The sequence below is a fragment of the Pseudomonas sp. 2822-15 genome (assembly GCF_002742515.1).
GTDB classification, from domain to species: domain Bacteria; phylum Pseudomonadota; class Gammaproteobacteria; order Pseudomonadales; family Pseudomonadaceae; genus Aquipseudomonas; species Aquipseudomonas salomonii.
Genome location: NZ_LJRY01000170.1, coordinates 523,189 through 549,314, shown reverse-complemented (window position 1 = coordinate 549,314; position 26,126 = coordinate 523,189). Strand labels below are relative to the sequence as shown.

Sequence of the window (26,126 nt, the reverse complement as noted above, 5' to 3'; positions counted from 1 at the left end):
TGCTGCACCCGCCAGACCCAAGGCAATACTGGTCCAGTCAAAAACCATAGCCATTTCTGCCATCACCGAAAAGGAGCAAGGTTAACCAAGCGCGTGGCTTGAGGACAGCTCAGTCTTCGACCTGCCCCAGCTCGCGCAGGGCGCGGCGGTCACCGGCACGGGCGGCCAGGCGCAGCAGGTCGTGGCCAATGCGGCGGTCACGGGCGTTGCCGCACTCGCGGCACATCAACTGGCCCAGGCGGCTTTGGGCGGCGACGACGCCATCGCGGGCAGGCTGCTTGAGCAGGCGCCCGGCGAAGTGCTTGATGTTGGCGTTGTGCCCCAACCGCGGGCTGTCGAGCAGCCACAAGGCAACCTTCAGCGAAAAGCGCTTGGGTGCGGTAACAGTTTGAGGGGTGTCGGTAACAGAAGGTGATACTGAGCGAAACTTCATAAAGCACTGTGGGACAGATTGGAAGGCGCGCCACTCTACTCTTTTTTTCGCGCAGGTAAAGCTGGAAAAATCCTACACGCCCGTTCTAGAGCAAGCGCTCGGGACAATCCACAGAAGCTGTGGATAACTCAGTGGACAACCCACCTTGAACCCGCGCAAAGCCCCATGAAACGGGGGCCGCAGTCAAACTGACGATTTTTTCACCAATAAAAAAAAGTGATGTTTTTCATTGACTTAAATTTTCGTTGCAGGCAAACAAGGGCGCTTTCGGGCAGTTGACAGAGTGGTTACACACCGCGCAACTAATGTGCACAAGTACCCATCCACTGGTTATATCACTGACGTTTTTTGCTTCAACCCGCTCGGGAATGTTACCGGCCTGCAGGAACAGAGGACTTTTCAAATCCACCTCGGCTCGCCACACTCATGCCCCCATCGACGTAACTCTCCTGCAGGCGCTGATGAAAGGAATCCTGTTGTTTGCCGTGTTGCCCCTCGCCATCTGCGCGACCTCACTGGGCATCAATGCAGCGCTGCCCTCGCCTGACGGCGCGTTGTTCGCCATCGCCATCCTGTTATCGGCGGCCTTTACTGCCGTCAGCCTGTGCATTGAGCTGGGTGACGGACGGGTCAATGACATGCGCGACGTGATGAAGGTGATCGAGGCCGGCCGCTCCTGGCGCCTGACCCTCGCGGCCTACGGCCTGGGTTGCTCGTTGGCCGCCGCCGTGACGGTGCTGGTCTATCGTGGCTTGCTCGGCGGCTGATAAAAGTTTTTTGCTCAGCCGCTTCCCTTCCCGGTTTCGATCCGTTACTATCCGCGGCGTTAGTACCAAGCTGAAAGTCAATTCTGGTCGAACAACTCCCCTGAACAACACGGGATCGACCACCTCGATGGTTTCCAGGTATCACTTGCGACGACACTGCCTTTGAACATGCAAAGGGTGTCGCGAAGTCTCAATACTCTGACCGAACCAACCTGCAAATTGATCAGGATCTTCACCCTGGGCCCAGAACCTTTGCCCCTGTTGTGTTGCCTGCCCTCCTAAGTACCTACCTGCCAGCCCAAGCGCGCCAACTTAATAGCGCTTCAAACTGGCTGCTTTGTTCCAGTCGGGTTCTTCGTTTGATCAATGGTGATCAACGTTACTGGAACGTTTTAACGCTGCACGGTTCTTATCCGTGTCATTTGTAGGAACACCAATAATATGAACGCTCAAATCCATACTCAGGATGCCATTCGCACCCTCACCAACGCTTTTGCACCAATGAACTGCCTGATCATGGCCGCTCGCAAAGGCTGCTTCAGCTTCACCCTGGTCAACGAACACGGTATCGCTCGTCACAGCGAACGCCTGTACCCCGATCAATACTCCAGCGCAGAGCCGCTGCAGGCCGTGATCGAACGTACCCGTCAGGCACTGACTGCCTGATCGACCCGAGTCGCTGAAACACAAAAACCCTGTTTAAAAAGCAGGGTTTTTTATTGCCTGAAATTTGCCATCGAAACATTTTGCCTAAGTTCAAATAGATATAAACGTTATAACTAAATGAAGAAGATGTTTTAAAAACAGTCCTTTACATCGTGAATATGACACTACACTTCAACTCAAGCGGCATGATCCGCTTGCGACGGGCCTGAGATCCGATCCACAGCTGCCAAGCCCCCTCTCAGGCACCGTCGACCACTTTCATGGACCGAGGCTTGTATGGGTATCGCCGCCAGCGAATTGTGTCGTTATGTGATCCGGCCGACGTTGATTTACCTTGGCCGCCATGACGCGACCGCCGAAGCCCTGCTGCTGGGCATTGCCGCCAGCCAGTCGGAACTCGGCTCCGCCCTGCACGACCGCCGTGGCCACGGCCTGTACAGCATCACCGAACCGCGCCACCGCGCACTTTGGGACCACTACCTGGCGCGCGACCCCGAGCGCGCCAGCCTGGTACGCGGCCTGGCCAGCCAGCATGCGTTCCTCAGTGCGCCCCAGCTTGAGCTGACCGTCAACCTGCGTTACGCCACTGCGATTGCCTGGCTGCTGGTGGAGCAACACAGCCCTGCCCTGCCGGCGCCGGGCGATGTACTGGCCATGGCGCGTATCTGGAAAGAAATATTTCACCCTCAAGGGCGGCTGCGGGATTTCACCCAAGCCTGGCAAACCTGTGTTTCACCCATGAATCAGGTCACTTGTTGATCAGGCGTTTCGCAAGGTTCGGCTAAAAACGTTGATTTTGGTCGGATTGTCCTACAAAACCGCTCTATCTCCTGCATTACAGCCTATAGCGCTAACCTAAATTTATTGTTACTTTCCGCAGCGGTGATCACCACGGAGTTCTAATAATGAAAAAAGTAATGCTCAAGACCACACTTAGCCTCGCCGTTGCAATGGCCTCCACCCAACTGTTCGCGAGCGGCTTTGCCCTCAACGAGCAAGACGTCGCGGGTATGGGCACAGGTTTCGCAGGCCGTTCTTCTTCTGCCGATAACGCCAGCACTGTCTATGGTAACCCTGCCGGTATGGCTCGCCTTGAAGGCCAGCAAATCACCGGTGGTGTCGCAGCCATTGACGCTTCTACCGACATCAAGGACGCCAGCGGTCGCTCACGCGGCAGCAACAAAGGCGACATGGTGCCGTTCACCGCCGTCCCTTTTGGTTTCTACACCAACAAACTTAACGACCAGTGGGCAATCGGCTTTGGCGTTTATGCGCCGTTCGGCTTGAAGACTGACTATGAACGCGGCTTCCAGGGCCGAGCATTCGGCAACAAAAGTGAAGTGGCGGTCATCACCTTCCAGCCGACTGTGAGCTACGCCTTCAACGACAAAGTGTCGATCGGTTTTGGTCCGACCATCAACCGCATCTCCGGCACGCTTGAGTCGCAGCCAAACCTTGGTTTGCTGCCATTGCCTGGCCTCGCTGGCACGGGTGACAGCAAAGTCAAAGTCAAAGGCGACGACACCGCCCTGGGCTTCAACGCCGGTATCCTGGTGCAAGCCACCGACACCACCCGCGTGGGCCTGACCTATCACTCGAAAGTGAAGTACAAGCTTGAGGGCCATACAGAGGTCACTCCAGGCACCGGCGTTCCAGCTGCCTACCTGGGTGCCGGTCGTTACGACGCGTCGCTGAAAGTTGACACCCCTGAATCCTGGGACGCCTCGGTCACTCAAGACCTGAGCAGCGACTGGAAAGTATACGGCGGTGCAACCTGGACACGTTGGAGCCGCCTGAAAGACATTACCGTCAACAACGAAGGCGTGACCCGTGCAGGCGGTGCGCTCGCACCTCAGATCGTCGGCCAGATCAAAGAGCCGCAAAACTGGCACGACACCTGGGCCTATGCTATCGGTACTTCGTACCAGGTCACCAAACAAGTGGTACTGCGCACAGGTCTGACCTTTGACCAGTCGCCCACCAACAACACCGACCGTTCGCCGCGTATTCCGACCGGTGACCGGACCATCTTCAGCGTCGGCCTTGGCTACGCTGTGATGGACAATATGACCATCGACCTGGCGTACTCCTACCTCAAGGAAGAGCCGGTCAAGGTCAACAAGCAGAACGCGCTGGGCCAGACCTACGCGTCCAAGTACGAAAACAGCGCCAACGGTTTCGGCCTGGGCATGACGTACAAGTTCTGATTCACGCTGTATAAAAAGCCCCGCCCTCCTGCACAGGAGGCGGGGCTTTTTAATGGCCGACGATCAGGGTTTGGAAGCCAATGCTGCTTCCACTGCCTTGATCAGGTCCGGGCTGTCCGGCTTGGTCAAACTGGAGAAGTTGGCAATCACCTTGCCCTGGCGATCGACCACGTACTTGTAGAAATTCCACTTTGGCGCGCTGGTCTGCTGTGCCAGGACCTTGAACAGGTGCACCGCGCCCGGTCCTTTGACTTTTTGCGGCTCGGTCATGGTGAAGGTCACGCCGTAATTCACGTAACAGACTTTGGCGGTCTCTTCACCGGTCTTGGCTTCCTGCTTGAAGTCATCGGACGGCACGCCAATCACTTCCAGGCCCTGGCCCTTGTAGCGCTGGTACAAGGCTTCGAGGCCTTTGAACTGCGGCGCGAAGCCGCAGAAGCTGGCGGTGTTGACGATCACCAGGGGTTTGCCGGCAAAGCGCTGGCACAGATCGATGGATTCCTTGGCGCGCAGCTTGGGCAATTGGCCCTCAAGCAACGGCGGGCAATTGGCGGCCATGGCAACACTGCCAATGGCCATCAGGACGGGTACTGCAAGCCAGCGCATCTGCATGTCGTGAGTCCTTAACATTTCCAGACCACGAACTTAACAGATCGACATACCCAGTTGCATCAACGCCAGCCCACCACGCTGCCAGCCCCACCAGGCCAGCAGCATCAGCACGACCAGCGCCGCTACCGTCAAACACCGTGCCGTCACACTCATGCCGCCTCCATCTGCGCCTGCAAGCGCGCCACCGGGCGCTCGCGCACCGGCCAGTTCAGCGCGGCGGCGAGCAGGCTGAGCAGAATCGCCACCTGCCAGATCAAATCGTAGTTGCCGGTTCGATCATAGACCACTCCGCCCAACCAGCCGCCAAGGAACGACCCGAGTTGGTGGAACAGGAACACGATCCCACCGAGCATCGAGAGGTTTCGTACACCAAACAAGGTTGCGACGGTGCCGTTGGTCAGCGGCACCGTGGACAGCCACAAAAAGCCCATGGCCATGCCAAAGAGGTAGGCCGTGACTTCGGTGACCGGCGCCCACAGGAACAACACGATGACCACCGCACGCAGCAGGTACAGGCCGGTGAGCAAGCGCGGCTTGGACATGCGCCCGCCCAGCCAACCGGCAGTGTAGGTGCCGAACACATTAAACAGACCAATCAAGGCCAGCACCGTGGTGCCCACCGTGGCGGGCAAGTGCTGGTCGACCAGATACGCCGGCAGGTGCACACCGATAAACACCACCTGGAAACCGCAAACAAAGAAACCGAATGCCAGCAGCCAGAAACCGGAATGGGAACAGGCTTCCTTCAAGGCTTCGCGCAAGGTTTGCTGGCCGGTCACCACCGGCAGCGGCTTGTCTTTGAGCATCGCCACCAGCGGCAGAATCAGCGCCACCATCAGGCCCAGTGCCAACAGGGCGGCCGACCAGCCCAGCCAGCCGATCAAACCCAAGGTGCCGGGCACCATGGCGAACTGGCCGAACGAGCCTGCGGCGCTGGCGATGCCCATGGCCATGCTGCGTTTTTCCGGCGGTACGGCGCGGCCGACCACGCCGAGAATCACCGAAAACGAGGTGCCCGACAGGCCGATACCAATCAGCAGGCCGGCACTCAACGACAATGACCACGCCGAATCGGACATGCCCATCAGCACCAGGCCCACGGCGTACAGCACGCCGCCGACAAACACCGCTTTGGTCGCGCCAAAACGGTCGGCCAGGGCGCCGGTAAACGGCTGCGCCAGGCCCCAGATCAAGTTCTGCAAGGCGATGGCGAAGGCAAACGTCTCGCGCCCCCAGCCAAACTCGTTGCTCATCGGCGCCAGGAACAGCCCAAAACCATGCCGCACGCCCAAGGACAACGCCAGGATCAGCGCACTCCCCACAAGGATCCAACCACTGGTGCGCCACATCGAGGTCATGTTCTTATTCTCCGCTCGCGGGTATATACCCGCTTGTATTTGAACAAACCCGCGCTCAGGCGAGTTCATCCAGCAAGGCCAACAAGGTTTCGCGCTTTTCGGCGCCTAACTGATCAATCAATTTTTGCTGCGCCGCTTCCCACGCCGGTAACGCCGCTGCCAGCCGCTCTTCGCCGGCTTGCGTCAGCAGCACCAGGCGGTTGCGCAAGTCATCACCCTCGACCAACTGCACCAGGCCTTCGCCTTCCAGCACGCGCAAGTTGCGCCCCAGGGTGCTGCGATCCAGGCCCATGGCGTCGGCCAGGCTGGAGATGCTCGGTTGGTCGAGACGCTGCAAGTTGCACAGCAAAGAATACTGGGCGACGTTGATCCCGAAGCCGTCGAGAGCGCCGTCGTAATGCCTGCTGACGCCACGGGCGGCACGTCGCAGGTTGGTGCATAAACATTGGGAGGCAAGCATGGAACGTGTATATACCCGCGATTAAGGAAATGCAAGAAAGTGTTACAGGGCCAAACCGATCAATACCGCGACTTCCAGCAGCTCCAGCAACGCACCGGCTGTGTCGCCAGTGGTGCCGCCCAACCGGTTGACCATCAGTTGGCGCAGGCCGATAAAACACAGCGCCGCCAGCAAAACCGCCAGGCCACCGCTGAAACCGCCGATCAGGGTGCAGGCCAGGCCACTGAGGATCAGCACCTGTTGGCCGACAACTCGCGGTAAATGGTCCGACAGCGCCTGACCCAAACCGCCTGCACGCACGTAGCGTGTCGTCAGGAACAGCGCCAACATCGAAGCACGCCCGATCAACGGCGCCAGGATCAATGCCGCGCCATTGTGTTGCTCGATCAGCGCCACCAGCGCGGTGAACTTGAGCAACAGCACCAAACCCAGGGTGACCACGGCAATCGGCCCGCTGCGCGGGTCTTTCATGATGGTCAGGGTGCGCTCGCGGTCGCCGAAACCACCGAGCCAGGCATCGGCGCTGTCCGCCAGGCCGTCCAGGTGCAGGCCACCGCTCAGCAACACCCACGCCGTCAGCAATAAGGCGGCATGCAGCAACAACGGCGCGCCCATCAATACGCTGTTCAGCGCCCATAACAGCACGCCGAACAACAGCCCGACCACGGGATAAAACAGCAGCGAACGCCCCAATTCCTGAGGCTGCGGCATGCCCGGCAAACGAATCGGCAGGCTGCTGAGAAATTGCAGGGCGATCCAGAATGGCAGCATCGTCAGATTCCTTCCCTCAACACGCCATCGGCGGCGACTTGCAGGCTGAACAGCCCACCGTGGCCGACCTCGACATTCAATAACTGCTCGCGTGGCAAACCTCGCGCCTGCGCCAAAAGTAGACGCATCACGCCTCCGTGGCTGATCAGCAACACACGCTCACCGGCATAGGCTTGATGCAAACGTGAGACGGCGCCGAGCACGCGATGGGAAAAGTCGCTGACCGGCTCGCCCTCAGGCGGTGTGAAGCTGTAGGGGTCGGCCCAGAACAGGCCCAGCCCTTCGGCGTCGGTTTGCATCAGCGCCGCTGCGCTGTGCCCTTCCCAGGTGCCGAAGTGCAATTCCTGCAGGTCTTTTTCCAGGCTCACCGGCACATCGAGGCGTGCGCCCAACTCTTGGGCGAACAGCGCGCAACGTTGCAACGGCGAACTGATCACGCGGTCCCAAGGCCCTTGCTCTGCCACGGCGGCGCGCATCTGTGCCCACCCCTTGTCGGTCAGGGCGTCGTCGAGGCTGCCGCGCAGACCGCCACCCAGCTCGGTTTCGCCGTGGCGCAACAGGTCCAGGTGCAAGGTCATGCCGGGCGGTCTGCCACGGCCGCTTCGGCGAATGTCGCCATTTGCCCGTGCAGCGCACACGCCAGGCGCAACAACGGCACCGCCAGCGCGGCACCACTGCCCTCCCCCAGGCGCAGGCCGAGTTGCAGCAAGGGTTCGGCGCTAAGGTGTTGCAGCACATGACGATGGCCCGGCTCGGCGCCACCGTGGCCGAACACCAGCCATTCGCGACACGCCGGATTCAGGCGCGTGGCAACCAGTGCGGCGACGGTGCAGATAAACCCGTCCACCAGCACGACGATGCCTGCTTGTGCGCAGGCCAGGTAAGCACCGACCAAGGCGGCGATTTCAAACCCACCGAGGTTGAACAAGGTATGCAATGCGTCATCGCGCTGCCCAGCATGCAGCGCCAGTGCGCGCTCGATAACGGCCACTTTGTGGCTGACGCCTTGGGCGTTCAAGCCGGTGCCCGGGCCGGTGAGGTCGCTGACCTTGCAATCGAGCAGCGCGCACGCCAAGGCACTGGCGGCGGTGGTATTACCGATGCCCATTTCGCCGCCGATAAACAGCTGGGCGCCGCTTTCCAAGGCGCGACGTGCGCTGTCACGACCGGCTTGCAGTGCCAGGCGGCCCTGAGCTTCGGTCATGGCCGGACCGTTGACGAAATTGGCGGTGCCCGCACCAATGTTCAGGTGACGCACACCGGGCAGGTTCAGGGACGACGTCACCGTGCCGAGGTCGACCACTTCCAGCTGCGCATCCAGCTGGCGTGCCAACACACTGATGGCCGCGCCGCCGGTCACGAAGTTGTGCAGCATTTGCCCGGTCACTTCCTGGGGAAACGCCGACACGCCCTCGGCGACCACGCCATGGTCACCGGCAAAAATGGCGATCCACACCTGGTCCACCAATGGTTTGACCTGGCCTTGCAGGCCGGCCAGTTGCACCGCCACCGCTTCCAATTGACCGAGCGAACCGGCCGGTTTGGTCAGCTGCTGCTGGCGCGACAGTGCTTGTTCGTGCGCCGCCGTGTCGACGGCCTTGCAGGGGTTGAGCCACCAAGTGTCAGTCATAACGCAGTACCTTTCAAAGTCAGGGGCAGGCCGGCAACCGTCAGGACAACACGCTGACACCGCTCGGCCAAGGCTTGATGCAGCCAACCGGCTTCATCCACATAGCGGCGAGTCAATTCGCCCAGCGGCACGACACCCATTCCGGTCTCGTTGCTGACAAAAATGATTTCTCCCGGCAGCGCTGCCAGTGTGTGCAGCAATTGATCGCGCTCCAGCGCCAGGCGCGCCGGGTCTTCGAGCATCAGCAGATTGGTGAGCCACAGGGTCAGGCAATCCACCAGCAGGCAACGTCCGGCAGCGGCGTTTTCGCGCAGTACGCGGGCCAGTTCGATGGGCTCTTCAATCAGCCCCCAGTGATCCGGACGACGCTCACGGTGATGCGCGACGCGCGCGCTCATCTCGCCATCCAACGGCTGGCTGGTGGCGATGTAGATGACGGGCAAGGTGCTGTCGCTGGCAAGTTTTTCGGCCAGACGGCTTTTGCCGGAGCGGGCACCGCCGAGGATTAGTTGATGCATGGGGTAGCACCTTGTTCGGCGGGTGGCGAGGTTGGAGTATGCAGCGGCGAGTGGGGTGAGCCAGATAGGTATGCAGTGGCTGACCTACCGTCATCGCAGGCAAGCCAGCTCCCACAGGAGGGCAGATTCGCTTTTGATTTGGCGGTTGATCTGGCTTTTGATGTTGATCTCAGTCGCCCCGTTAAACCACGCTGGCCGAACGCAGGTTTGAAGCCGTGGGTAACCCGGCAGGACGCCGGGTTAGCCGCGCTGGGCCAAGGATGGCCCATCGCGGCGGCCCACGGATTCAAGCCTGCGTTCGGGCACACCGAGCCCAGGCGAGGTGCCGAGTGGTGGGGCGAAGACTTTTTGGTTACTTTTGTGTCTTTACAAAAGTGACCCGCTGTAAGAGCGGAACCATAAGTGGCCGTTACCCAGCTTACGGATAGGTACACCGACAAACCGCCATCGCAGGCAAGCCAGCTCCCACAGTTGGATTGTGTGTGCACGGTTAAAGCCCGCATAGCTTGCGCAACAACGCGGTATCCAGGTGGTTTTCCACCAGGTCCGCCAAACGCTCGATATCGCGCTCGCGCAAGGCGTGGTAATCCACCGCCTGCACGTCCTGTAACCCAGCCCAGCGCAACAAGGCGCTGCACGCGGCGGGGCTTTCGAACAGGCCGTGCAGGTAGGTGCCGAGAATCTGCCCGTCGGCACTCTGGGCGCCGTCACTGCGGCCGTCATCCAGCCGCACGGCGGCGTTCGCCAGCGCTTCACCGCACGTCACGCCGGCGTGAATCTCATAACCACTGACCTCGGCATCTTCCAGCAACAAGCGCCCACGCACATTACGCAGTTGCTTCTCTGCTGCCAGGGTCGTACTGAACGCCAGCAGCCCCAGGCCTTCACTGGAGCCGGCCGGCCCTTCCAGCCCGAGCGGGTCATGCAGCTGCTCGCCGAGCATCTGCAAACCGCCGCAAATCCCCAGCACCTTGCCACCGTAGCGCAAGTGCCGAGCCACGGCAGTTTCCCAGCCATTGGCACGCAGATAGGCCAGGTCACTGCGCACGCTTTTGGAGCCCGGCAGGATAATCAGGTCGGCAGGCGGAATCGGCTGGCCCGGCCCGACAAACTGCAAATCCACCTGCGGGTGAAGGCGCAGCGGGTCGAAATCGGTGTGGTTGCTGATGCGCGGCAATACCGGCACCACCACCTTGAGCACTTGGGCAGCCTTGTCGATCTGGCGCTGGTCGATGCCATCTTCGGCTTCCAGGTGCAGGTCCATCACATAAGGCAGCACGCCCACCACGGGCTTGCCGGTGCGCGCTTCCAGCCAGTCGAGGCCAGGCTGCAGCAAGGCGATATCGCCGCGAAACCGGTTGATGATAAAGCCCTTGACCCGCGCCTGTTCAGTCGGCGCAAGCAATTCCAGGGTGCCGACCAGATGGGCGAACACGCCGCCGCGATTGATGTCGGCAATCAACAGCACCGGGCAGTCCACCGCTTCGGCAAACCCCATGTTGGCAATGTCATTGGCACGCAGATTGATTTCCGCAGGCGACCCCGCGCCTTCCACCATCACCACCGGGTAGGCCGCGCTCAGGCGTGTGTGGGAGGCCAGCACCGCCTGCATCGCGATGGCTTTATAGTCGTGATAAGCCACGGCGTTCATGCTGGTCACGGCGCGACCGTGAATGATCACTTGGGAACCGGTGTCACTGTTGGGTTTGAGCAGCACCGGGTTCATGTCGGTGTGCGGTGCGAGGTTGGCGGCCTGGGCTTGCACCGCCTGGGCGCGACCGATCTCGCCGCCTTCAGCGGTCACGGCACTGTTGAGCGCCATGTTCTGCGGCTTGAACGGCGCCACCGCGATGCCCTGGCGCACCAGCCAGCGGCACAGCGCGGTCACCAGAGTACTTTTGCCCGCGTCGGAGGTGGTGCCTTGCACCATCAGCGTACTCATGGGGCTTCCTTGTAGACGGCCAGGGCTTCGTCGAGTCGCAGCCAATCTGCCTCAGTATCGGGCAAGCCAAAGCGCAGGCTGCTGTCGTGGATAAACAGGCGCAGCAGAATGCCGCGCTGGGCCATGAATTCATGCATGCGTTCGGCGTGTGGGGTGATCAACCACTGGAACAAGGCGCAGCCGCCGTGGGGTTGAAAGCCGTGGCGTTCGAGCAGGTCAAACAAGCGCCGGCCCGCTTCGATACAGCGCTCACGCTGACGAACCTGCCCGGCGGTATCACCCAGGCACACTTGGCCGAGCACACGGGTCGGGCCGCTGACGGCCCACGGCCCAACCTGCTCGGCCAACAGCCGCAGCAACCTGCGCTCGGCCAGCACGAAGCCCAGGCGCACACCGGCCAGGCCGAAAAATTTGCCGAACGAGCGCAACACGATCAGGCCGACATGATGGGTATGGCCGGCCAGGCTCAGCTCTGGAGTGACGTCCATGAACGCCTCGTCCACCACCAGCCAACCGCCGCGCTGGGCCAGCCGCGCGTGCCAGTCCAGCAGGCGTTGCGGGCTCAGGCTCAGGCCGGTGGGGTTGTTGGGGTTGACCACCACCAGCACGTCGAGGCTGTCGAGAAAGAAGTCGACTTCCTGCTCCTGCACTTCGCGCACCACATACCCGGCGCGGCGCCAGGCTTCGGCGTGCTCGGCGTAACAGGGCGACAACACGCCAACCTTGCCGGAGCGGCGCAGCCGCGGCAGCAGCTGGATCGCCGCCTGGGAGCCCGGCACCGGCAGCAGGTGGGCGGCGCCGTAATAGTCGCAGGCGGCCTTTTCCAGGCCGTCATCGGCTTCCGGCAAACGCGCCCAGGCGCGCAACGGGATCTCGGGGATCGGCCAGGGCCAGGGCGCGAGGCCGCTGGACAGGTCGAGCCAATCGGCCTCGGCAATCCCGTACTCAATCACCGCCTTACGCAGGCGCCCACCGTGCTCAAGCATACCATTGCGCCCCCGCGCAGAGGATCAACAGCCATAACCAAACGCCACGCTGCACCAGTTGCCAGCCACGGTCGATGGCGTCGGCATCGGCGGCCGGGCCTTCGCCCAATTGCGGGCGTTGATGCAGCTCGCCGTGATAGATCGCCGCGCCACCCAGTTCCACGCCCAAGGCGCCCGCCCCGGCCGCCATCACCGGACCCGCGTTGGGGCTGTCCCAGGTTGGGCCCTGGGTGCGCCAGCATCTGAGCGCCAGGCGAGTTTTGCCCAACACCGCGTAGGTCAGCGCCACCAGCCGTGCAGGAATATAGTTGAGCACATCGTCGATCTTCGCCGCTGCCCAGCCGAAGCGCTCGAAGCGTTCATTGCGATAGCCCCACATGGCGTCGAGGGTGTTGCTCAGGCGGTATAACACCACGCCCGGCACACCGGCGACCACAAACCAGAACAACGCGGCAAACACCGCGTCGCTGCCGTTCTCCAGCACTGACTCGGTGGCGGCGCGGGCGACTTCGGTGCTGTCCAGCTCGCTGGTCTGGCGACTGACCAGATAACTCACGCGTTTGCGCGCTTCATCCAGATCACCGCTGCGCAACGCCTGCGCAACCGGCATCACATGCTCACCCAGGCTGCGCATGCCGAGCGCCAGGTACAGCGCCAGGATTTCCAGGACCCAGCCAATATAGGGCGCCCATGACAACGCAGTGGCCAGCAGCGTCAGCGGCACCACGGCGATAAACCATGCGGTCACGCCGTGGCTGCGCCAGCCACGGCCACCGGTGTTGAAACGTTGCTCGATGCGCCCGGCGAAATTGCCGAACGCCACCAGCGGATGCCAGCGCCTGGGTTCGCCCAGCAGCGCATCCAGCGCCACTGCAGCGACACACAGCAAGGCCACACTCATTGACTCACTCCCCACACATTCTCATACAACATGTCACTCAGCGGCCGTGGTTCGGTCCAGCCTTCGAGTTGCAACATCGGTGCCGGGTAGAACTCGGCGACCGGGCCCAGGCACAACACGGCCAGGGGTTTGGCGCCGGGCGGCAGGCCCAGCAGGTCGGCCAGCGCCTGTGGTTCGAACAGCGAGACCCAGCCCATGCCAAGGCCCTCGACACGGGCGGCCAGCCAGAGATTCTGGATCGCGCAGGACAACGACGCCATGTCCATCTCCGGCAAGGTGCGCCGGCCAAAGATGTGGCGCTCGCGGTCGTCCATCAACGCAGCCACCAAAACTTCGGCGCAGTCGTGGATGCCTTCGACCTTGAGCTTCATGAATTCGTCGGAGCGCTCGCCCAAGGCTTCGGCGGTGCGCACGCGTTCTTCCTCCACCAATTGCTGAATGTTCCCACGCAGTTGACGGTCGCTGATGCGGATAAACCGCCAGGGTTGCATCAAGCCCACGCTGGGCGCCTGGTGTGCGGCCTGGAGCAGGCGGTGCAGCAATTCGGGCGCGACCGTGCCGCCGGTGAAGTGGCGCATGTCGCGGCGTTCGGCGATGGCGCGGTAGACGGCTTGGCGGTCGGCGTGGGGATAGGCGTTGTTGGTCATGGCCCTATCGCGGGCAAGCCCGCTCCCACATTTGCAATGCATTCCCCTGTGGGAGCTGGCTTGTCGGGTGGCCGCATCGCTGCGATAGCGGTCTCAATGCTCGGCGCAAAGAGCGCGGCCACCGCCGTCGGATTCGACGGAAAGTAAAAGTGCACATAAGAAGCCGTCATCCGCCCCTGCCGATACACCGCTTCCGCCCCGCGCCCGCCATTGGGGCTCAGGCCACGGGCAATCGGCTGCCATTCGGTGCTGGTCAGGGAATGATGATAGGTATGACCGCGCAGCACGCCTTCGGGCAAATCGACACTTTGCAGGGCCAGGGCCGCGAGTTTCTTTTGCATCACCGCATCGCCTTGCAACAGGCCGACCAGTTCGGCACGGGTGCCGTGCACGTCGGTGAGCGAATCCAACAGGTAGAGCATGCCGCCACATTCAGCCAGCAGCGGTTTGCCAACCGCATGATGGGCGCGGATAGCCGCAAGCATCGGGGTGTTTTCAGACAGTGCCTGGTGATGCAATTCGGGATAGCCACCGGGCAGGTAGAGGCTGTCGGCGTCGGGCAATTGGCGATCGTGGATCGGCGAGAAAAACCTCAGCTCTGCGCCCATTGCCCGCAACAGATCCAGGCTGGCGCCGTAGGTGAAAGCGAAGGCTTCATCACGGGCCACGGCAATGCGCACACCGGCCAACAGCGGCTCAGCTTCAATCAGTTGCGGCGCGGCGAACATCACCGGCGGCGGCAATGCCACTTCGCAACTGCTGCCCAGCGCCTGGGCTGCGGCGTCCAAGCGGGCATCAAGGTCATTGAGTTCACTGGCTTGCACCAGGCCCAGGTGACGACTCGGTAATTCAATCCCCGTTTCACGGGACAACGCGCCATACCAGCGCAGGCCTTCGGTCAGGCTGCCTTCGAGCAGTTGCGCATGACGCAAGGTGCCGACGCGATTGGCCAGCACACCGGCGAATGGCAAGTCCGGCTGATAACGCGCCAGGCCCAGCGCCAGGGCACCGAAGGTCTGGGCCATGGCGGTGCCGTCAATCACACCGAGCACCGGCACACCAAAGTGCCGCGCCAGGTCGGCGCTCGAGGGCGTGCCGTCAAACAGCCCCATTACGCCTTCGATGAGGATCAGGTCAGCCTCGCCCGCCGCTTCCCACAACAACCGGCGGCTTTCCTGCTCGCCCACCATCCACATGTCCAACTGATACACCGGCGCACCGCTGGCACGCTCGTGGATCATCGGGTCGAGAAAGTCCGGCCCGCATTTGAACACGCGCACTTTGCGCCCCAGGTTGCGGTGCAAGCGGGCGAGCGCGGCGGTGACGGTGGTTTTGCCCTGGCCGGACGCCGGTGCGGCGATCAATACGGCTGGGCAATGACGGGGCTGGTTCAAAGTTCGACGCCCTTCTGTGCCTTGATACCGGCCTGGAACGCGTGCTTGAGCATGCCCATTTCGGTGACGGTGTCGCCCATTTCAATCAGCTCGGGCTTGGCGCCACGGCCCGTCACCACAACGTGCTGCATGGGTGGGCGGGCCTGCAGGTCGCTGAGTACCTGGTCCAGATCGAGGTAGCCGTGCTTGAGCGCAATGTTCAGCTCGTCCAGCACCACCAGGCCGATGGACGGATCTTGCAGCAATTCGCGGGAAACCGCCCAGGCGGCTTCGGCGGCGGCGATATCGCGCTGACGGTCCTGGGTTTCCCAGGTGAAGCCTTCACCCATCACATGAAAACGCACCTGCTCGGGGAAGCGCCGGAAAAACAGTTCCTCGCCGGTGCTGTTGCGCCCCTTGATGAACTGCACCACGCCGCATTGCATGCCGTGGCCCATGGCGCGGGCGAGCATGCCGAACGCCGAGCTGCTTTTGCCTTTGCCGTTACCGGTCAGCACCAGCAGCAAGCCGCACTCGTTTGGGGAATTGGCGATACGCTCGTCGATCACGGCTTTTTTGCGCAGCATGCGCGCCAGGTGGCGTTCGTCGCGGTCGGGGGAATCAGTCATGGCAGCTCTCCGTTGGGGCTGGACAAAAACGGCGGGCAGGAAAAAAGAAAAACAGACAGCCAAGCATCGCCCACCGTGATGCTGTTGGATGATCCAGGCCGGTCTCCGGGCTCATAAGTGGCGCTCTGCTTATAGCGCGAGCAGGCCAACGGCGCGCCTTCCCATATCACGCGGATACAGTGGCAAAAGGCACCGTTTTGACTCATTTACCGTTGCGGGGGCAGCGCCGGAATTGCGGCTGCGCTGTGTACAAGCGCGCTCACTCACCGGCTTCCCTGTTTCACTCTGTCGGCACATCGGCCACAGAGCACCTGGAACAAGCGGCGAAGGTTAGTGGGTTGGGGGTGGAGCGTCAATTAAAGCTGGCCTTGCACTTGAACCATCCGACTGCCGTGCTTCTCTACCTTTACAGGTATTAAGGAGAAAACCATGCACAAAACCAGACTCGCCTTACTGATCATGCTGGCAGGCACCCTCGCCGCCTGCGGTGAAAGCTCTACCTTGCAGGTCTCGGACGGCACCGGGCCATCGCCCAAACTGCCGGAGCCGAACAAAACCCTGATCCCCACCGTCAACATCGCCCCGGCGATCGGCTGGCCGGACGGCGCCAAGCCGACAGCCGCCGCCGGTACACAAGTCGCGGCGTTTGCCGAAGGCCTGGATCACCCGCGCTGGCTCTACGTGTTGCCCAATGGTGATGTGCTGGTCGCCGAAACGAACTCGCCGCCCAAGCCGGACGACGCCACCGGCATTCGCGGCTGGGTGATGGAGAAGGTCATGGGCCGCGCCGGCGCGGGCGTGCCAAGCCCGAACCGCATCACACTGCTGCGCGATGCCGACCATGATGGCGTGGCGGAGACGCGCACGGTGTTTCTGGAGAACCTCAATTCGCCGTTTGGCATGACACTGGTGGGTAACGACCTGTACGTCGCCGACTCGGACAAGCTGCTGCGCTTCCCTTATCAGCCGGGCGAAACCGCGATCAAGGCAGCCGGCACCAAGGTCGTGGACCTGCCCGGCGGCAGCATCAACCACCACTGGACCAAAAACGTGGTGGCCAGCAAGGACGGCAGCAAGTTGTATGTGAGTGTCGGCTCCAACAGTAACGTCGGCGAAAACGGCCTGGACGCGGAACAAGGCCGCGCGGCGATCTGGGAAGTTAACCGCGCCACGGGCGAGCACCGGATTTTTGCCTCCGGCCTGCGCAACCCCAATGGCATGGCCTGGGAACCGCAGAGCGGCAAGCTGTGGACGGCGGTCAACGAGCGCGATGAGATCGGCAGCGACCTGGTGCCGGACTACATCACCTCGGTGAAAGACGGCGCGTTTTATGGCTGGCCCTTCAGCTATTACGGCCAGCATGTGGACGTGCGTGTCTCGCCGCAAAACCTCGACCTGGTCGCCAAGGCCATCGCTCCGGACTATGCCGTGGGGCCGCACACTGCGTCATTGGGGCTGACGTTTGCCGAGGGCAGCAAACTCCCGGCGCAGTTCAGCAACGGCGCATTTATCGGCCAGCATGGTTCGTGGAACCGCAAGCCGCACAGTGGCTACAAGGTGATTTTCGTGCCGTTCGAAGGGGGGCAACCCAAGGGGCAGCCGGTGGATGTGCTGACCGGGTTTCTCAATAAAGACGAGAAAGCCATGGGCCGGCCGGTGGGCGTGGTGATTGATCAGCAGGGGGATTTGCTGGTGGCCGATGATGTGGGGAATAAGGTGTGGCGGGGGTCGGCAGCTAAGTAACTGCCTTGTATGGGGCTCATGTGGGAGCCGGCTTGCCTGCGATGGTCTCGCCTCGGTTTAATGACAGACCGAGTCGCCTGTATCGCAGGCAAGCCAGCTCCCACACAACCAGCTCTCACACTTGAAATTGCCCAAGTTACGGATTACGCGCCAGGCTCGCCGGCAGCACGCGTTTGGCGCTCAGGTAGGCATTCTGCCAATAGGCCTTGGACAAGGTGTCCAACTTCACCGTACCGCCCGTTTGCGGCGCGTGTACGAATCGGCCTTCACCCACGTAGATACCTGCGTGGCTTACTCGGGAGCCGCCGCCGGTGGCGAAGAAGATCAGGTCGCCGGTTTGCAGGTTGTTTTCGCTCACATCCTGAGCGCGCATCACGATCAGTTCGCGGGTAGTGCGCGGCAGGCTGATGCCGGCGGCGTCACGGTAGACAAAGCCGATCAGGCCACTGCAATCGAACCCGGAGTCCGGCGTGTTGCCACCCCAACGATAAGGCGTGCCGACCAGGCCCAGCGCACGGAAGAGCACGTCTTCAGCAGCCGGCGAGAAATTCTGGGTGGAATAGTTGAACACCGGCTTGGGCTTGACCACAACAGGCGCAGGCGGCGGTGGACGGCTTGCGCAGGCGCTGAGGAGCGCGGCGCAAACAAGAAGAATGAGGCGTGCTGAGGTCGACATGGGCAGAACAATCCTGATCTGGATGCGGCTTTGGCTGCCGAACGCTGAAAACCAGAACGCGCAAGCAAAGCTCGCGCGAACGGATTACAACAATGTCCAGGGATTCTAGCGCTTACACGTCAAACTTCAAGTATCACTTTAACTTTACTTACTAGCGGTAACCGTAGTCGGGGCCATGGCGAGTGCGCGCTTGGCTTCGATGAAGGTTTTGCTCCAGTAGCTGTCGCCCAGGTTGTCGACTCGAACACCGCCACTGCGACGACTGCTGGAGTGGATAAACTGGTTATCGCCCAGGTAGATACCGGCGTGGCTTACACGACCACGGCCTGCCGTACTAAAGAAAAGCAGATCACCCGGCTTGAGGTTGTTGCGTGCGACCAACGGTGCATCCACGTTGATCATTTCGCGTGTCGAGCGTGGCAAATTCATGCCGGCTTCTTCACGGAACAGGTAGCCGATAAAGCCGCTGCAGTCGAAACCGGCTTCAGAGGTACCGCCGAAACGGTAACGGGTACCGATCAGGGACATGCCGCGTTCGAGGATGCTGTCGGCCAGGACCGGGAGCTGGTAAGGCTTGCTGCCAGCAAAGGCGGCGAGTTCTTTTTCGGTTGCCTGCTCTTCTTTATAAAGAGCTTCCTCATAAACAGTGGAAGACTGCGCTGCAACAAATTTGGCCTGGGACTGTTGTGCCGGTTTTTGCTGCTCAGCCACGTTTTGAGTGTGGGTGGCGCAACCAAACAACAGGGTAACGAGTGCGAGGGGCACGAGGGGTGCGAAGCGATTTAGCATGGGCACGACCGTGGCTGATGTGTAAAGAAGTCGAGACTATGCCCTCTATCACATCGATTTGCAAATTCAATCGTGCTCTATGTGACTCCTTGTTTGGACGATGACATCTAAGCCCTTAACACCCTATTCATGCCTGTTGCGTGGCCAAACCGGCCCAAACGCAGGTTTTCTGGCGCCTGTAAGTTGCCGAAAACCTTGCTGGGCAAGGGCTGGCTACCAGCCGAGGGTTTCTTTGAGAAACGGAATGGTCAGCTTGCGTTGCGCCTGCAAGGAGGCTTGATCGAGCTGTTCGAGCAACTCGAACAAGGCGCTCATGCTGCGGGTGCCACGGGTGAGGATAAAGTGCCCGACTTCGTCGGTGAGGTGCAGACCGCGACGCGATGCGCGCAGTTGCAGGGCACGCAACTTGTCTTCATCGGAGAGCGGGCGCATCTGGAAGATCAGCGCCAGGGTCAGGCGTGACTTGAGGTCAGCCAGCTTCACCGGCAGCTCACGCGGCGAGGTGGACGCAGCAATCAACAAGCGCCGGCCGCTGTCGCGCAGGCGGTTGAACAGGTGAAACAGCGCCTCTTCCCACTCTGCCTTGCCGGCGATGGCCTGCAGGTCATCCAGGCACACCAGTTCGTATTGCTCAAGGTGGTCGAAGATGCCGATGCCACGGTCCATCAGCTCAGCCAGCGGCAAATAAACTGCCGGCTCGCCCATCTGCTCGAAGCGCAGGCAGGCCGCCTGCAACAGGTGGGTACGCCCCACGCCGTGTTTGCCCCACAGATAGATCAGGCTTTCAGTCCACCCGGCGTCGGCTTCGCAGAGCCGCTCGACATAGCCGAGTGCAGCGGCATTGGCGCCTGGGTAGTAATTGATAAAGGTGGCGTCGTCACGCAGACGCACACCCAAGGGCAGCTGAATCGGTTTCATGCTGACTGAACGGCTCCAAACGAACCGTTAGTGGCCTCTGTGTAAAGTTTGCAAAGTTTATACCCGTGAAGCCGGGCGCACAATGCAGCAGACCACAAGCAAAATCAAAGGTTTGCGTTAACTTGGGGCGATTTGCGCAAATTGTTTGACACCCCGCCCCAGAAACAACAAACCCGGCTTGGGCCGGGTTTGTTGCGAAGCGGTTACAGATCCGGGTCTTCAACCCCGGTATACGCGTCCGAATCCTTATACAGATCATGCACGTGGCGCACCAACACCATGATCACCGCTGCCACCGGCAGTGCCAGCAAGATGCCGGTAAAACCAAACAGCTCACCGCCCGCGAGGATCGCAAAGATCACCGCCACCGGGTGCAGGCCAATGCGGTCACCCACCAGCAGCGGCGTCAGCACCATGCCTTCCAGGGCCTGGCCGACCATGAACACCGCGACAATCCCAAGCATCGGGTACAGGTCGCCGCCAAACTGGAACAACCCGGCCACCAGCGCCGCACCGATACCAATCACAAAGCCCATGTACGGCACGATGGCCGCCAAGCCTGCGATCAAACCGATCAACAGCCCCAGCTCCAAACCAATTGCCATCAGGCCCGCGGCATAGATGATCCCCAGTGCCAGCATCACCAGCAGCTGGCCGCGTACGAACGCGCCGAGCACCTCATGGCATTCTTGCGCCAGGGAAACGATGCGCTCTTCGTTGTTGCGTGGCAGCAGGCTGCGGATCTTGGCCATCATGATGTCCCAGTCCCGCAGCAGGTAGAACGCCACCACCGGGATCAACACCAGATTGGTCAACCAGCCGATCAATGCAAGGCTGGAGGCTGTGGCCTGGCTGAGCACCACACCGACAATATCGGTGGTCTGGCCCATATGCTCACTGATCGCGGCCTTGACCTTGTCGAACTTCCAGAAGCCATCCGCCAGCCCCAGCTTGGCCTGGGCCCACGGCATGGCCGTGTGCTGCAACCAGTCGAGCATTTGCGGCGCCAGCTCATAGAGGCGAAACAGCTGCTTGGCCAGCATCGGCACCAACACCAGCACCAGGGCGGTGATAATCAGCGTGAACAGTGCAAACACCGCAACCACGCCCAAGGTTCGCGACAAACCGGCTTTCTCCAGGCGATCCACGACGGGATCGAACAGATAGGCGAGCAGCAACGCGACCAGGAACGGCGTCAGGATCGAATGCAGCAAGAACACAAAAACGCACAGCAGGACAACCCCACCAAGCCACACCCAACGACGCGTATCCGCCATAAACCACTCCATCTCTCATTTGCTTCCTTCTATCTATATAGAAGGAAGATCACCTACCAACGAAAACGTAACTGCGCCTGCGGCTCCGGGGCCGCCGGCGGCTGCGTACCATCGGCGACCGGCGGTTGAACCGGCGCTTCGCCCGCAGGCACTTCCTGCAACTTGGCCAGGCTCAACTGCGTGCGCAACTGATCGGCACTGCCGTTGACCCGATACACAATGCGATTGCCGTCCACCCACTGCGGCTGAGCGCCAAAGGGTTCAAGCAGATGGCCCAAAGCGGCATAGCGCTCCAGGTTCATGCCCTGCACTTCGAGCAGCTGTTCAGTGCTCACACCTGGCTTGACGGCAAAGCGTGGGGCCAGTTTTTGACTGACCGCCAACATTACGGCATCGGCCACCGCACCAGTGTCAGCGCCCTGGGCGGTGCCCTGCTCGCTCTTGTCGCCCAACCACAGGCGCCATTTGGCCTGCCACTGGCTGCCTTCCTGGCGCGCGTGCACGGCCAGCAAGGCGTCGGCGCCGTAGCGTTCGGAGGCGGCGCGCAAGGGCGTGGCGTCGGCACTTTCCAGATTCGGTGCAGTGGCGACGACTTGCTCATCCAGATCACCCAGTGGCAAACGCAACGGCAAGCCGCGGTGTTGCGCGGCACGGCGCAGTGCACCGGCTATCGCCTGGCCATCACCGACCAGGCTGCTGCCGTCAGTGGAATCGTTGAGCCACCAGCCGAGGATCGACGGCCGATTGCTGCCCCAGATCGACAGGCCCGCTTCACGCAGGGCGCGATCGGTGCTCACGGGGTCGAAGTCTACTTGCAGGCTTTCCGGCGGGCCGGCGTCGTAGCCGTATTGGCTGATGATTTGCTGCGGGTCTTTGCGGATCGCCGCCAGGCCTGGGCCTTCGGGGGCCTTGGCATTGCCGGTCAGGCGGATCACCAGGGTTTGCACGGCGCGCTGAGTGGCCTGGTCACGCTCTTGGGGCGACTGGCTGGCAACCGGTTCAAGTACTTGATAAAGGCCATTGAGGGTTTCGGCATGACTCGCCAGGCTGACCAACGACAAGCAGCCTACAAAGAAGACATTACACAGACGCATGGAAGATTCCCGAACGACAAATTTAGCGGCTGGAACAGACCGCGTGAACTCGGCTTGGCAAGGCTGTGACCACAGCAGCCGGTAAAACATTCACAGGGTCATGGCAGTTTTTGTACTGTCATAACGATAGCGGGTTAAAGGCTATACCTTAATACACGCCATTACCGGCTCGATTAGCATTTTTTTAACCGGCTTTTTTAACCTATATGGCCCTGCCCGTCGGCCCGAGGATGGCCGCTGCCCCTCAAGCCTGATAAAATCGCGCGCCTTCGCAGACCGTCAGCGGCTGGGCCTTTTATCAAAAGCGCCTGCCGGCTCGGTCGTTACCCAGAAATCCCCCCTAAAGGCCTGGATCATGAGCAAGCAACCCTCCCTGAGCTACAAGGACGCCGGTGTAGACATCGACGCCGGTGAAGCATTGGTCGAACGCATCAAGAGCGTCGCCAAGCGCACTGCGCGCCCCGAAGTCATGGGCGGCCTGGGCGGTTTTGGCGCCCTCTGCGAAATCCCGGCCGGCTACAAGCAGCCTGTGCTGGTGTCCGGCACCGACGGCGTGGGCACCAAGCTGCGCCTGGCACTGAATCTGAACAAGCACGACACCATCGGTATCGACCTGGTTGCCATGTGCGTCAACGACCTGGTGGTGTGTGGCGCGGAGCCGCTGTTCTTCCTCGACTACTACGCCACCGGCAAGCTGAACGTGGACACCGCCGCTCAAGTGGTCACCGGCATCGGCGCCGGCTGCGAACTGTCGGGTTGCTCCCTGGTCGGCGGCGAAACCGCTGAAATGCCGGGCATGTACGAAGGCGAAGACTACGACCTGGCCGGTTTCTGCGTCGGTGTTGTCGAAAAAGCTGAAATCATCGACGGTTCCAAAGTCGCAGCCGGTGACGCCCTGCTCGCCCTGCCATCGTCCGGCCCGCACTCCAACGGCTACTCGCTGATCCGCAAGATCATCGAAGTGTCCGGCGCCGACATCGAGAACACCCAACTCGACGGCCAGCCGCTGACCGACCTGCTGATGGCCCCGACCCGGATCTACGTGAAGCCTTTGCTCAAGCTGATCAAAGACACCGGCGCCGTCAAAGCCATGGCCCACATCACCGGCGGTGGCCTGCTGGACAACATCCCGCGCGTGCTGCCAAAAGGCGCACAGGCGATTGTCGACGTGGCAAGCTGGACCCGTCCTGCCGTGTTCGACTGGCTGCAAGCGCAAGGCAACGTCGACGAAACCGAAATGCACCGCGTGCTGAACTGCGGCGTGGGCATGGTCATCTGCGTGGCGCAAGAACACGTCGAAACCGCGCTGAACGTACTGCGTGAAGCGGGCGAGCAGCCTTGGGTTATCGGCCAGATCGCGACCGCTCAAGAAGGCGCGGCCCAGGTTGAACTGAAGAACCTCAAGGCTCACTGATGCCTGAGACCTGTGATGTCGTGGTGCTGCTCTCCGGCACCGGCAGTAACTTGCAGGCCCTGATCGACAGCACGCGCACCGGCGATAGCCCGGTGCGCATTGCTGCGGTGATCTCCAACCGCAGCGACGCCTACGGCCTGCAACGCGCCAGGGACGCGGGTATCGACACCCGCTCGCTGGATCACAAGGCGTTCGAAGGTCGCGAGGCCTTCGACAGCGCCTTGATCGAACTGATCGACGCCTTCAACCCCAAACTCGTGGTACTTGCCGGTTTCATGCGCATCCTCAGCGCCGATTTCGTGCGGCACTACCAAGGGCGCCTGCTCAATATCCACCCGTCCCTGCTACCCAAATACAAAGGGTTACACACGCACCAACGCGCGCTCGAGGCCGGCGACACGGAGCATGGCTGCAGCGTGCACTTTGTCACCGAGGAACTCGATGGCGGGCCTCTGGTCGTACAGGCAGTGGTTCCGGTAGAGTCTGCAGATTCGGCGCAGACACTTGCGCAACGGGTTCACACCCAGGAACACAGGATTTACCCGCTGGCTGTTCGCTGGTTTGCCGAGGGACGATTGATTCTCGGCGAACAGGGTGCATTATTGGACGGTCAGTTACTCGCGGCCAGCGGCCACTTGATTCGAACCTAGGAGATTTTATGCGTCGCGCCCTGCTCTTCGCTTTTGCGCTGTTCGCCTTGCCCGCCGTGCAAGCAGCAGACCTTCACCCCTTCTCCGCCAGCTACACCGCCGACTGGAAACAGTTGCCCATGAGCGGTTCGGCCGAACGCAGCCTGGTCAAGAATGACAACGGCTCGTGGACCCTGAATTTCAAGGCATCCATGATGATCGCCAGCCTCACCGAGACCAGTGTGATCCGTCTCGACAAAGATGCCCTGCAGCCCGTGAGCTACAGCTTCGAGCGTGGCGGCCTGGGCAAATCGAAGAAGATCAACCTGGACTTCGACCAGACGGCCAAGAAAGTCACCGGCTTTGAAAACAAAGACCCGGTCAATGTCCCCCTGCAAAGCGGCATGCTCGACAAGTCGACCTATCAGTTGGCGTTGCAACGCGATGTGGCGGCCGGCAAGAAGAGCATGAGCTACATCGTCGTTGAAGGCACCGACACCGACACCTACGACTTCCGCGTGATCGGCCCGGAAAAGGTCCAGACCAAGGTCGGCTCCATCGATGCGATCAAGGTTGAACGTGTACGCGACCCGACTCAAAGCAAGCGCATCACCCAGATGTGGTTTGCCAAGGACCTGGGCGGTATTTTGGTAGCCTTGCGCCAGGTGGAAACCGACGGCAAGGAATACAACATCATGCTGTTGGACGGTACCGTTGATGGCCAGGCTATCAAAGGTAGCTGATACCGTGATGTGATTTAAAAGAGCCTCGCTGAAATGCGGGGCTTTTTTTCGCCTGGAGGTTTTGTGTTGAAGCCACTACCGCTATCGCAGGCAAGCCAGCTCCCACAGGAAAACGCATTTCAAGGTGGGAGCTGGCTTGCCTGCGATGGGGCCAGCACGGTCACCGCAAGACTTTAAGCCCACCCCAACATGAAACTTTTGTCATAAAACTCAGCACCCTGCGACGCAATGTCGCGATTTGCGTGGCCTGCAGCACTGTTGCGTATCCTGCAATAAATAGTTGCGCCCAAAATCGGTTTACTTAGCAAGCTAACAAAACATATAAAAGAGGCCTGCGACGACTTGCCGCAGATCAACCAGAGATTGGAGCAAGCAGATGACTGTAAAAGTAACTGAACGCGACGATGCACACATGTCTCACGAAGCACTGGGTCATGGGATTCACATCTGGGATGTACATCAACAAGACCAACTGGTCGGCATGTTCCACAATGAGAACGAAGCCCAAAATTATAAAAACGAGCTCGAATCTCTAGAAATGAAACGCCAGGCGCAAGGCTCCTGAAACGCTGAAATCCGGTAGCCACCCAGCCCCACACAGCAGCTGGTGTGCCTGCACACAAAACCCCGCCTTTGAGCGGGGTTTTTCGTTTCTCACTTCCGTCGTTTTCCTGTGTTCTGCCACGACCGAATGAAAACAGACACATCCTACAAAGCCTCAGGCCGCGTATTACAAGTCCTCTCAAAGACACTGAACTAGCCTGACTTAGACGCTTCAAGCCCTGATTGCAGACCTGCATGGTTGCTCTGTCCGTCTTCGAACCGCCCTCCTTTCACTCCCTGAATAATCGTTTCTGCAAAAAGCGTAACAACAAATAGACATTTGGTAATGATTCTCGATAGTATCCGTTCGCTTTTCACTCAGCGCCACGGATAAGGAGTT

The 26,126-nt window shown here is 60.9% G+C and carries 28 protein-coding genes and 1 riboswitch; of the genes, 9 read left to right on the top strand and 19 right to left on the bottom strand.

The features are described from left to right. Window positions 1–109: 109 nt before the first annotated feature. Window positions 110–433 (bottom strand): hypothetical protein, encoded by a 324-nt coding sequence (locus AOA59_RS08540; protein ID WP_056861445.1) that lies wholly within the window; start codon window positions 431–433, stop codon window positions 110–112. 461 nt (window positions 434–894) lie between these two features. Here AOA59_RS08540 and AOA59_RS08535 point away from each other — a divergent pair, with 461 nt between their 5' ends. The 4 genes from AOA59_RS08535 (at window position 895) to AOA59_RS08515 (ending at window position 4,073) form a co-directional block, all read left to right on the top strand. Continuing rightward, a complete protein-coding gene (locus tag AOA59_RS08535; RefSeq protein WP_099486839.1) occupies window positions 895–1,200 on the top strand; it encodes a hypothetical protein in 306 nt (101 codons plus the stop codon). 441 nt (window positions 1,201–1,641) lie between these two features. After that, a complete protein-coding gene (locus AOA59_RS08525; RefSeq protein WP_005790139.1) occupies window positions 1,642–1,866 on the top strand; it encodes a hypothetical protein in 225 nt (74 codons plus the stop codon). 276 nt (window positions 1,867–2,142) lie between these two features. Continuing rightward, window positions 2,143–2,625 (top strand): hypothetical protein, encoded by a 483-nt coding sequence (locus AOA59_RS08520; protein WP_056861447.1) that lies wholly within the window; start codon window positions 2,143–2,145, stop codon window positions 2,623–2,625. 146 nt (window positions 2,626–2,771) lie between these two features. Then, the gene (locus AOA59_RS08515; protein ID WP_099486837.1) at window positions 2,772–4,073 is read left to right on the top strand and encodes an OmpP1/FadL family transporter; all 1,302 of its coding nucleotides are present in this window, start codon (window positions 2,772–2,774) and stop codon (window positions 4,071–4,073) included. A gap of 63 nt (window positions 4,074–4,136) precedes the next feature. Here the strand turns inward: AOA59_RS08515 and AOA59_RS08510 are convergent, their stop codons facing one another. The 13 genes from AOA59_RS08510 to cobO form a co-directional block, all read right to left on the bottom strand. After that, complete coding sequence (locus tag AOA59_RS08510; RefSeq protein ID WP_099486835.1) at window positions 4,137–4,685, bottom strand: glutathione peroxidase; 549 nt, start codon at window positions 4,683–4,685, stop codon at window positions 4,137–4,139. A 149-nt stretch (window positions 4,686–4,834) separates the two neighbouring features. Beyond that, window positions 4,835–6,034, bottom strand: a complete 1,200-nt coding sequence (locus AOA59_RS08505; RefSeq protein WP_178076253.1) for an MFS transporter — start codon at window positions 6,032–6,034, stop codon at window positions 4,835–4,837. 64 nt (window positions 6,035–6,098) lie between these two features. Continuing rightward, window positions 6,099–6,503 (bottom strand): MarR family winged helix-turn-helix transcriptional regulator, encoded by a 405-nt coding sequence (locus AOA59_RS08500; protein WP_017134898.1) that lies wholly within the window; start codon window positions 6,501–6,503, stop codon window positions 6,099–6,101. Between the two features lie 42 nt (window positions 6,504–6,545). Next, on the bottom strand, window positions 6,546–7,274 hold the full coding sequence (locus tag AOA59_RS08495) for an adenosylcobinamide-GDP ribazoletransferase (RefSeq protein ID WP_099486831.1): 729 nt from the start codon (window positions 7,272–7,274) through the stop codon (window positions 6,546–6,548). A 2-nt stretch (window positions 7,275–7,276) separates the two neighbouring features. Continuing rightward, on the bottom strand, window positions 7,277–7,852 hold the full coding sequence (gene cobC / locus AOA59_RS08490) for an alpha-ribazole phosphatase family protein (protein ID WP_099486830.1): 576 nt from the start codon (window positions 7,850–7,852) through the stop codon (window positions 7,277–7,279). Beyond that, the gene (gene cobT / locus AOA59_RS08485) at window positions 7,849–8,904 is read right to left on the bottom strand and encodes a nicotinate-nucleotide--dimethylbenzimidazole phosphoribosyltransferase (RefSeq protein WP_099486828.1); all 1,056 of its coding nucleotides are present in this window, start codon (window positions 8,902–8,904) and stop codon (window positions 7,849–7,851) included. Before cobT ends, cobC begins: the two co-directional genes overlap by 4 nt. Beyond that, a complete protein-coding gene (cobU, locus tag AOA59_RS08480) occupies window positions 8,901–9,422 on the bottom strand; it encodes a bifunctional adenosylcobinamide kinase/adenosylcobinamide-phosphate guanylyltransferase (RefSeq protein WP_056861454.1) in 522 nt (173 codons plus the stop codon). Before cobU ends, cobT begins: the two co-directional genes overlap by 4 nt. Window positions 9,423–9,912: 490 nt before the next feature. Beyond that, window positions 9,913–11,364: a cobyric acid synthase gene (locus AOA59_RS08470; RefSeq protein WP_099486826.1), complete on the bottom strand. Its 1,452-nt coding sequence runs from the start codon at window positions 11,362–11,364 to the stop codon at window positions 9,913–9,915. Next, complete coding sequence (cobD, locus tag AOA59_RS08465) at window positions 11,361–12,350, bottom strand: threonine-phosphate decarboxylase CobD (protein WP_065929780.1); 990 nt, start codon at window positions 12,348–12,350, stop codon at window positions 11,361–11,363. Before cobD ends, AOA59_RS08470 begins: the two co-directional genes overlap by 4 nt. Beyond that, window positions 12,343–13,251: an adenosylcobinamide-phosphate synthase CbiB gene (gene cbiB, locus AOA59_RS08460; protein ID WP_065929781.1), complete on the bottom strand. Its 909-nt coding sequence runs from the start codon at window positions 13,249–13,251 to the stop codon at window positions 12,343–12,345. Before cbiB ends, cobD begins: the two co-directional genes overlap by 8 nt. Continuing rightward, on the bottom strand, window positions 13,248–13,898 hold the full coding sequence (gene bluB, locus AOA59_RS08455; protein WP_056861459.1) for a 5,6-dimethylbenzimidazole synthase: 651 nt from the start codon (window positions 13,896–13,898) through the stop codon (window positions 13,248–13,250). Before bluB ends, cbiB begins: the two co-directional genes overlap by 4 nt. Beyond that, the gene (locus tag AOA59_RS08450) at window positions 13,895–15,292 is read right to left on the bottom strand and encodes a cobyrinate a,c-diamide synthase (protein ID WP_099486825.1); all 1,398 of its coding nucleotides are present in this window, start codon (window positions 15,290–15,292) and stop codon (window positions 13,895–13,897) included. The genes bluB and AOA59_RS08450 overlap by 4 nt, the downstream gene beginning before the upstream one ends. Continuing rightward, the gene (gene cobO / locus AOA59_RS08445; RefSeq protein WP_010208674.1) at window positions 15,289–15,900 is read right to left on the bottom strand and encodes a cob(I)yrinic acid a,c-diamide adenosyltransferase; all 612 of its coding nucleotides are present in this window, start codon (window positions 15,898–15,900) and stop codon (window positions 15,289–15,291) included. Before cobO ends, AOA59_RS08450 begins: the two co-directional genes overlap by 4 nt. Before the next feature lie 78 nt (window positions 15,901–15,978). Then, window positions 15,979–16,230, bottom strand: a riboswitch (cobalamin riboswitch). 99 nt (window positions 16,231–16,329) lie between these two features. Between cobO and AOA59_RS08440 the strand changes: the two genes are divergently transcribed. After that, window positions 16,330–17,643, top strand: coding sequence for a sorbosone dehydrogenase family protein (locus AOA59_RS08440; RefSeq protein ID WP_099486823.1), 1,314 nt, complete (start codon window positions 16,330–16,332; stop codon window positions 17,641–17,643). A 136-nt stretch (window positions 17,644–17,779) separates the two neighbouring features. Here AOA59_RS08440 and AOA59_RS08435 read toward each other — a convergent pair whose 3' ends face one another. The 5 genes from AOA59_RS08435 to AOA59_RS08415 form a co-directional block, all read right to left on the bottom strand. Further along, window positions 17,780–18,319 (bottom strand): C40 family peptidase, encoded by a 540-nt coding sequence (locus AOA59_RS08435; protein WP_065929785.1) that lies wholly within the window; start codon window positions 18,317–18,319, stop codon window positions 17,780–17,782. 144 nt (window positions 18,320–18,463) lie between these two features. Next, the gene (locus AOA59_RS08430) at window positions 18,464–19,108 is read right to left on the bottom strand and encodes a C40 family peptidase (protein ID WP_065929786.1); all 645 of its coding nucleotides are present in this window, start codon (window positions 19,106–19,108) and stop codon (window positions 18,464–18,466) included. Window positions 19,109–19,321: 213 nt separating this feature from the next. After that, the gene (hda, locus tag AOA59_RS08425; RefSeq protein ID WP_065929787.1) at window positions 19,322–20,026 is read right to left on the bottom strand and encodes a DnaA regulatory inactivator Hda; all 705 of its coding nucleotides are present in this window, start codon (window positions 20,024–20,026) and stop codon (window positions 19,322–19,324) included. A gap of 203 nt (window positions 20,027–20,229) precedes the next feature. Next, on the bottom strand, window positions 20,230–21,303 hold the full coding sequence (locus tag AOA59_RS08420; RefSeq protein WP_056861686.1) for an AI-2E family transporter: 1,074 nt from the start codon (window positions 21,301–21,303) through the stop codon (window positions 20,230–20,232). A gap of 53 nt (window positions 21,304–21,356) precedes the next feature. After that, window positions 21,357–22,397 (bottom strand): DUF2066 domain-containing protein, encoded by a 1,041-nt coding sequence (locus tag AOA59_RS08415; RefSeq protein ID WP_099486821.1) that lies wholly within the window; start codon window positions 22,395–22,397, stop codon window positions 21,357–21,359. 355 nt (window positions 22,398–22,752) lie between these two features. Here AOA59_RS08415 and purM point away from each other — a divergent pair, with 355 nt between their 5' ends. The 4 genes from purM (at window position 22,753) to AOA59_RS08395 (ending at window position 25,748) form a co-directional block, all read left to right on the top strand. After that, on the top strand, window positions 22,753–23,811 hold the full coding sequence (gene purM / locus AOA59_RS08410; RefSeq protein WP_099486819.1) for a phosphoribosylformylglycinamidine cyclo-ligase: 1,059 nt from the start codon (window positions 22,753–22,755) through the stop codon (window positions 23,809–23,811). Then, on the top strand, window positions 23,811–24,461 hold the full coding sequence (gene purN / locus AOA59_RS08405) for a phosphoribosylglycinamide formyltransferase (protein ID WP_017134880.1): 651 nt from the start codon (window positions 23,811–23,813) through the stop codon (window positions 24,459–24,461). Before purM ends, purN begins: the two co-directional genes overlap by 1 nt. An 8-nt stretch (window positions 24,462–24,469) precedes the next feature. Continuing rightward, entirely contained in the window at window positions 24,470–25,183 is a 714-nt protein-coding gene (locus AOA59_RS08400; RefSeq protein WP_065929791.1) for a DUF3108 domain-containing protein, read from the top strand. A gap of 376 nt (window positions 25,184–25,559) precedes the next feature. After that, complete coding sequence (locus AOA59_RS08395) at window positions 25,560–25,748, top strand: hypothetical protein (RefSeq protein ID WP_065929792.1); 189 nt, start codon at window positions 25,560–25,562, stop codon at window positions 25,746–25,748. Window positions 25,749–26,126: the final 378 nt, after the last annotated feature.

What these genes read in the sequence shown, in the direction of transcription:
- cobD (WP_065929780.1), bottom strand. Translation starts at nt 12,350, where the DNA reads ATGCTTGAGCACGGTGGGCGCCTGCGTAAGGCGGTGATTGAGTACGGG.
- AOA59_RS08510 (WP_099486835.1), bottom strand. Translation starts at nt 4,685, where the DNA reads ATGCAGATGCGCTGGCTTGCAGTACCCGTCCTGATGGCCATTGGCAGT.
- bluB (WP_056861459.1), bottom strand. Translation starts at nt 13,898, where the DNA reads ATGACCAACAACGCCTATCCCCACGCCGACCGCCAAGCCGTCTACCGC.
- AOA59_RS08505 (WP_178076253.1), bottom strand. Translation starts at nt 6,034, where the DNA reads ATGTGGCGCACCAGTGGTTGGATCCTTGTGGGGAGTGCGCTGATCCTG.
- purN (WP_017134880.1), top strand. Translation starts at nt 23,811, where the DNA reads ATGCCTGAGACCTGTGATGTCGTGGTGCTGCTCTCCGGCACCGGCAGT.
- cobT (WP_099486828.1), bottom strand. Translation starts at nt 8,904, where the DNA reads ATGACTGACACTTGGTGGCTCAACCCCTGCAAGGCCGTCGACACGGCG.
- AOA59_RS08515 (WP_099486837.1), top strand. Translation starts at nt 2,772, where the DNA reads ATGAAAAAAGTAATGCTCAAGACCACACTTAGCCTCGCCGTTGCAATG.
- AOA59_RS08430 (WP_065929786.1), bottom strand. Translation starts at nt 19,108, where the DNA reads ATGCTAAATCGCTTCGCACCCCTCGTGCCCCTCGCACTCGTTACCCTG.
- AOA59_RS08520 (WP_056861447.1), top strand. Translation starts at nt 2,143, where the DNA reads ATGGGTATCGCCGCCAGCGAATTGTGTCGTTATGTGATCCGGCCGACG.
- cobO (WP_010208674.1), bottom strand. Translation starts at nt 15,900, where the DNA reads ATGACTGATTCCCCCGACCGCGACGAACGCCACCTGGCGCGCATGCTG.
- AOA59_RS08535 (WP_099486839.1), top strand. Translation starts at nt 895, where the DNA reads ATGAAAGGAATCCTGTTGTTTGCCGTGTTGCCCCTCGCCATCTGCGCG.
- AOA59_RS08395 (WP_065929792.1), top strand. Translation starts at nt 25,560, where the DNA reads ATGACTGTAAAAGTAACTGAACGCGACGATGCACACATGTCTCACGAA.
- AOA59_RS08495 (WP_099486831.1), bottom strand. Translation starts at nt 7,274, where the DNA reads ATGCTGCCATTCTGGATCGCCCTGCAATTTCTCAGCAGCCTGCCGATT.
- AOA59_RS08540 (WP_056861445.1), bottom strand. Translation starts at nt 433, where the DNA reads ATGAAGTTTCGCTCAGTATCACCTTCTGTTACCGACACCCCTCAAACT.
- cbiB (WP_065929781.1), bottom strand. Translation starts at nt 13,251, where the DNA reads ATGAGTGTGGCCTTGCTGTGTGTCGCTGCAGTGGCGCTGGATGCGCTG.
- AOA59_RS08420 (WP_056861686.1), bottom strand. Translation starts at nt 21,303, where the DNA reads ATGGCGGATACGCGTCGTTGGGTGTGGCTTGGTGGGGTTGTCCTGCTG.
- purM (WP_099486819.1), top strand. Translation starts at nt 22,753, where the DNA reads ATGAGCAAGCAACCCTCCCTGAGCTACAAGGACGCCGGTGTAGACATC.
- AOA59_RS08435 (WP_065929785.1), bottom strand. Translation starts at nt 18,319, where the DNA reads ATGTCGACCTCAGCACGCCTCATTCTTCTTGTTTGCGCCGCGCTCCTC.
- cobC (WP_099486830.1), bottom strand. Translation starts at nt 7,852, where the DNA reads ATGACCTTGCACCTGGACCTGTTGCGCCACGGCGAAACCGAGCTGGGT.
- AOA59_RS08440 (WP_099486823.1), top strand. Translation starts at nt 16,330, where the DNA reads ATGCACAAAACCAGACTCGCCTTACTGATCATGCTGGCAGGCACCCTC.
- AOA59_RS08525 (WP_005790139.1), top strand. Translation starts at nt 1,642, where the DNA reads ATGAACGCTCAAATCCATACTCAGGATGCCATTCGCACCCTCACCAAC.
- hda (WP_065929787.1), bottom strand. Translation starts at nt 20,026, where the DNA reads ATGAAACCGATTCAGCTGCCCTTGGGTGTGCGTCTGCGTGACGACGCC.
- cobU (WP_056861454.1), bottom strand. Translation starts at nt 9,422, where the DNA reads ATGCATCAACTAATCCTCGGCGGTGCCCGCTCCGGCAAAAGCCGTCTG.
- AOA59_RS08400 (WP_065929791.1), top strand. Translation starts at nt 24,470, where the DNA reads ATGCGTCGCGCCCTGCTCTTCGCTTTTGCGCTGTTCGCCTTGCCCGCC.
- AOA59_RS08415 (WP_099486821.1), bottom strand. Translation starts at nt 22,397, where the DNA reads ATGCGTCTGTGTAATGTCTTCTTTGTAGGCTGCTTGTCGTTGGTCAGC.
- AOA59_RS08500 (WP_017134898.1), bottom strand. Translation starts at nt 6,503, where the DNA reads ATGCTTGCCTCCCAATGTTTATGCACCAACCTGCGACGTGCCGCCCGT.
- AOA59_RS08470 (WP_099486826.1), bottom strand. Translation starts at nt 11,364, where the DNA reads ATGAGTACGCTGATGGTGCAAGGCACCACCTCCGACGCGGGCAAAAGT.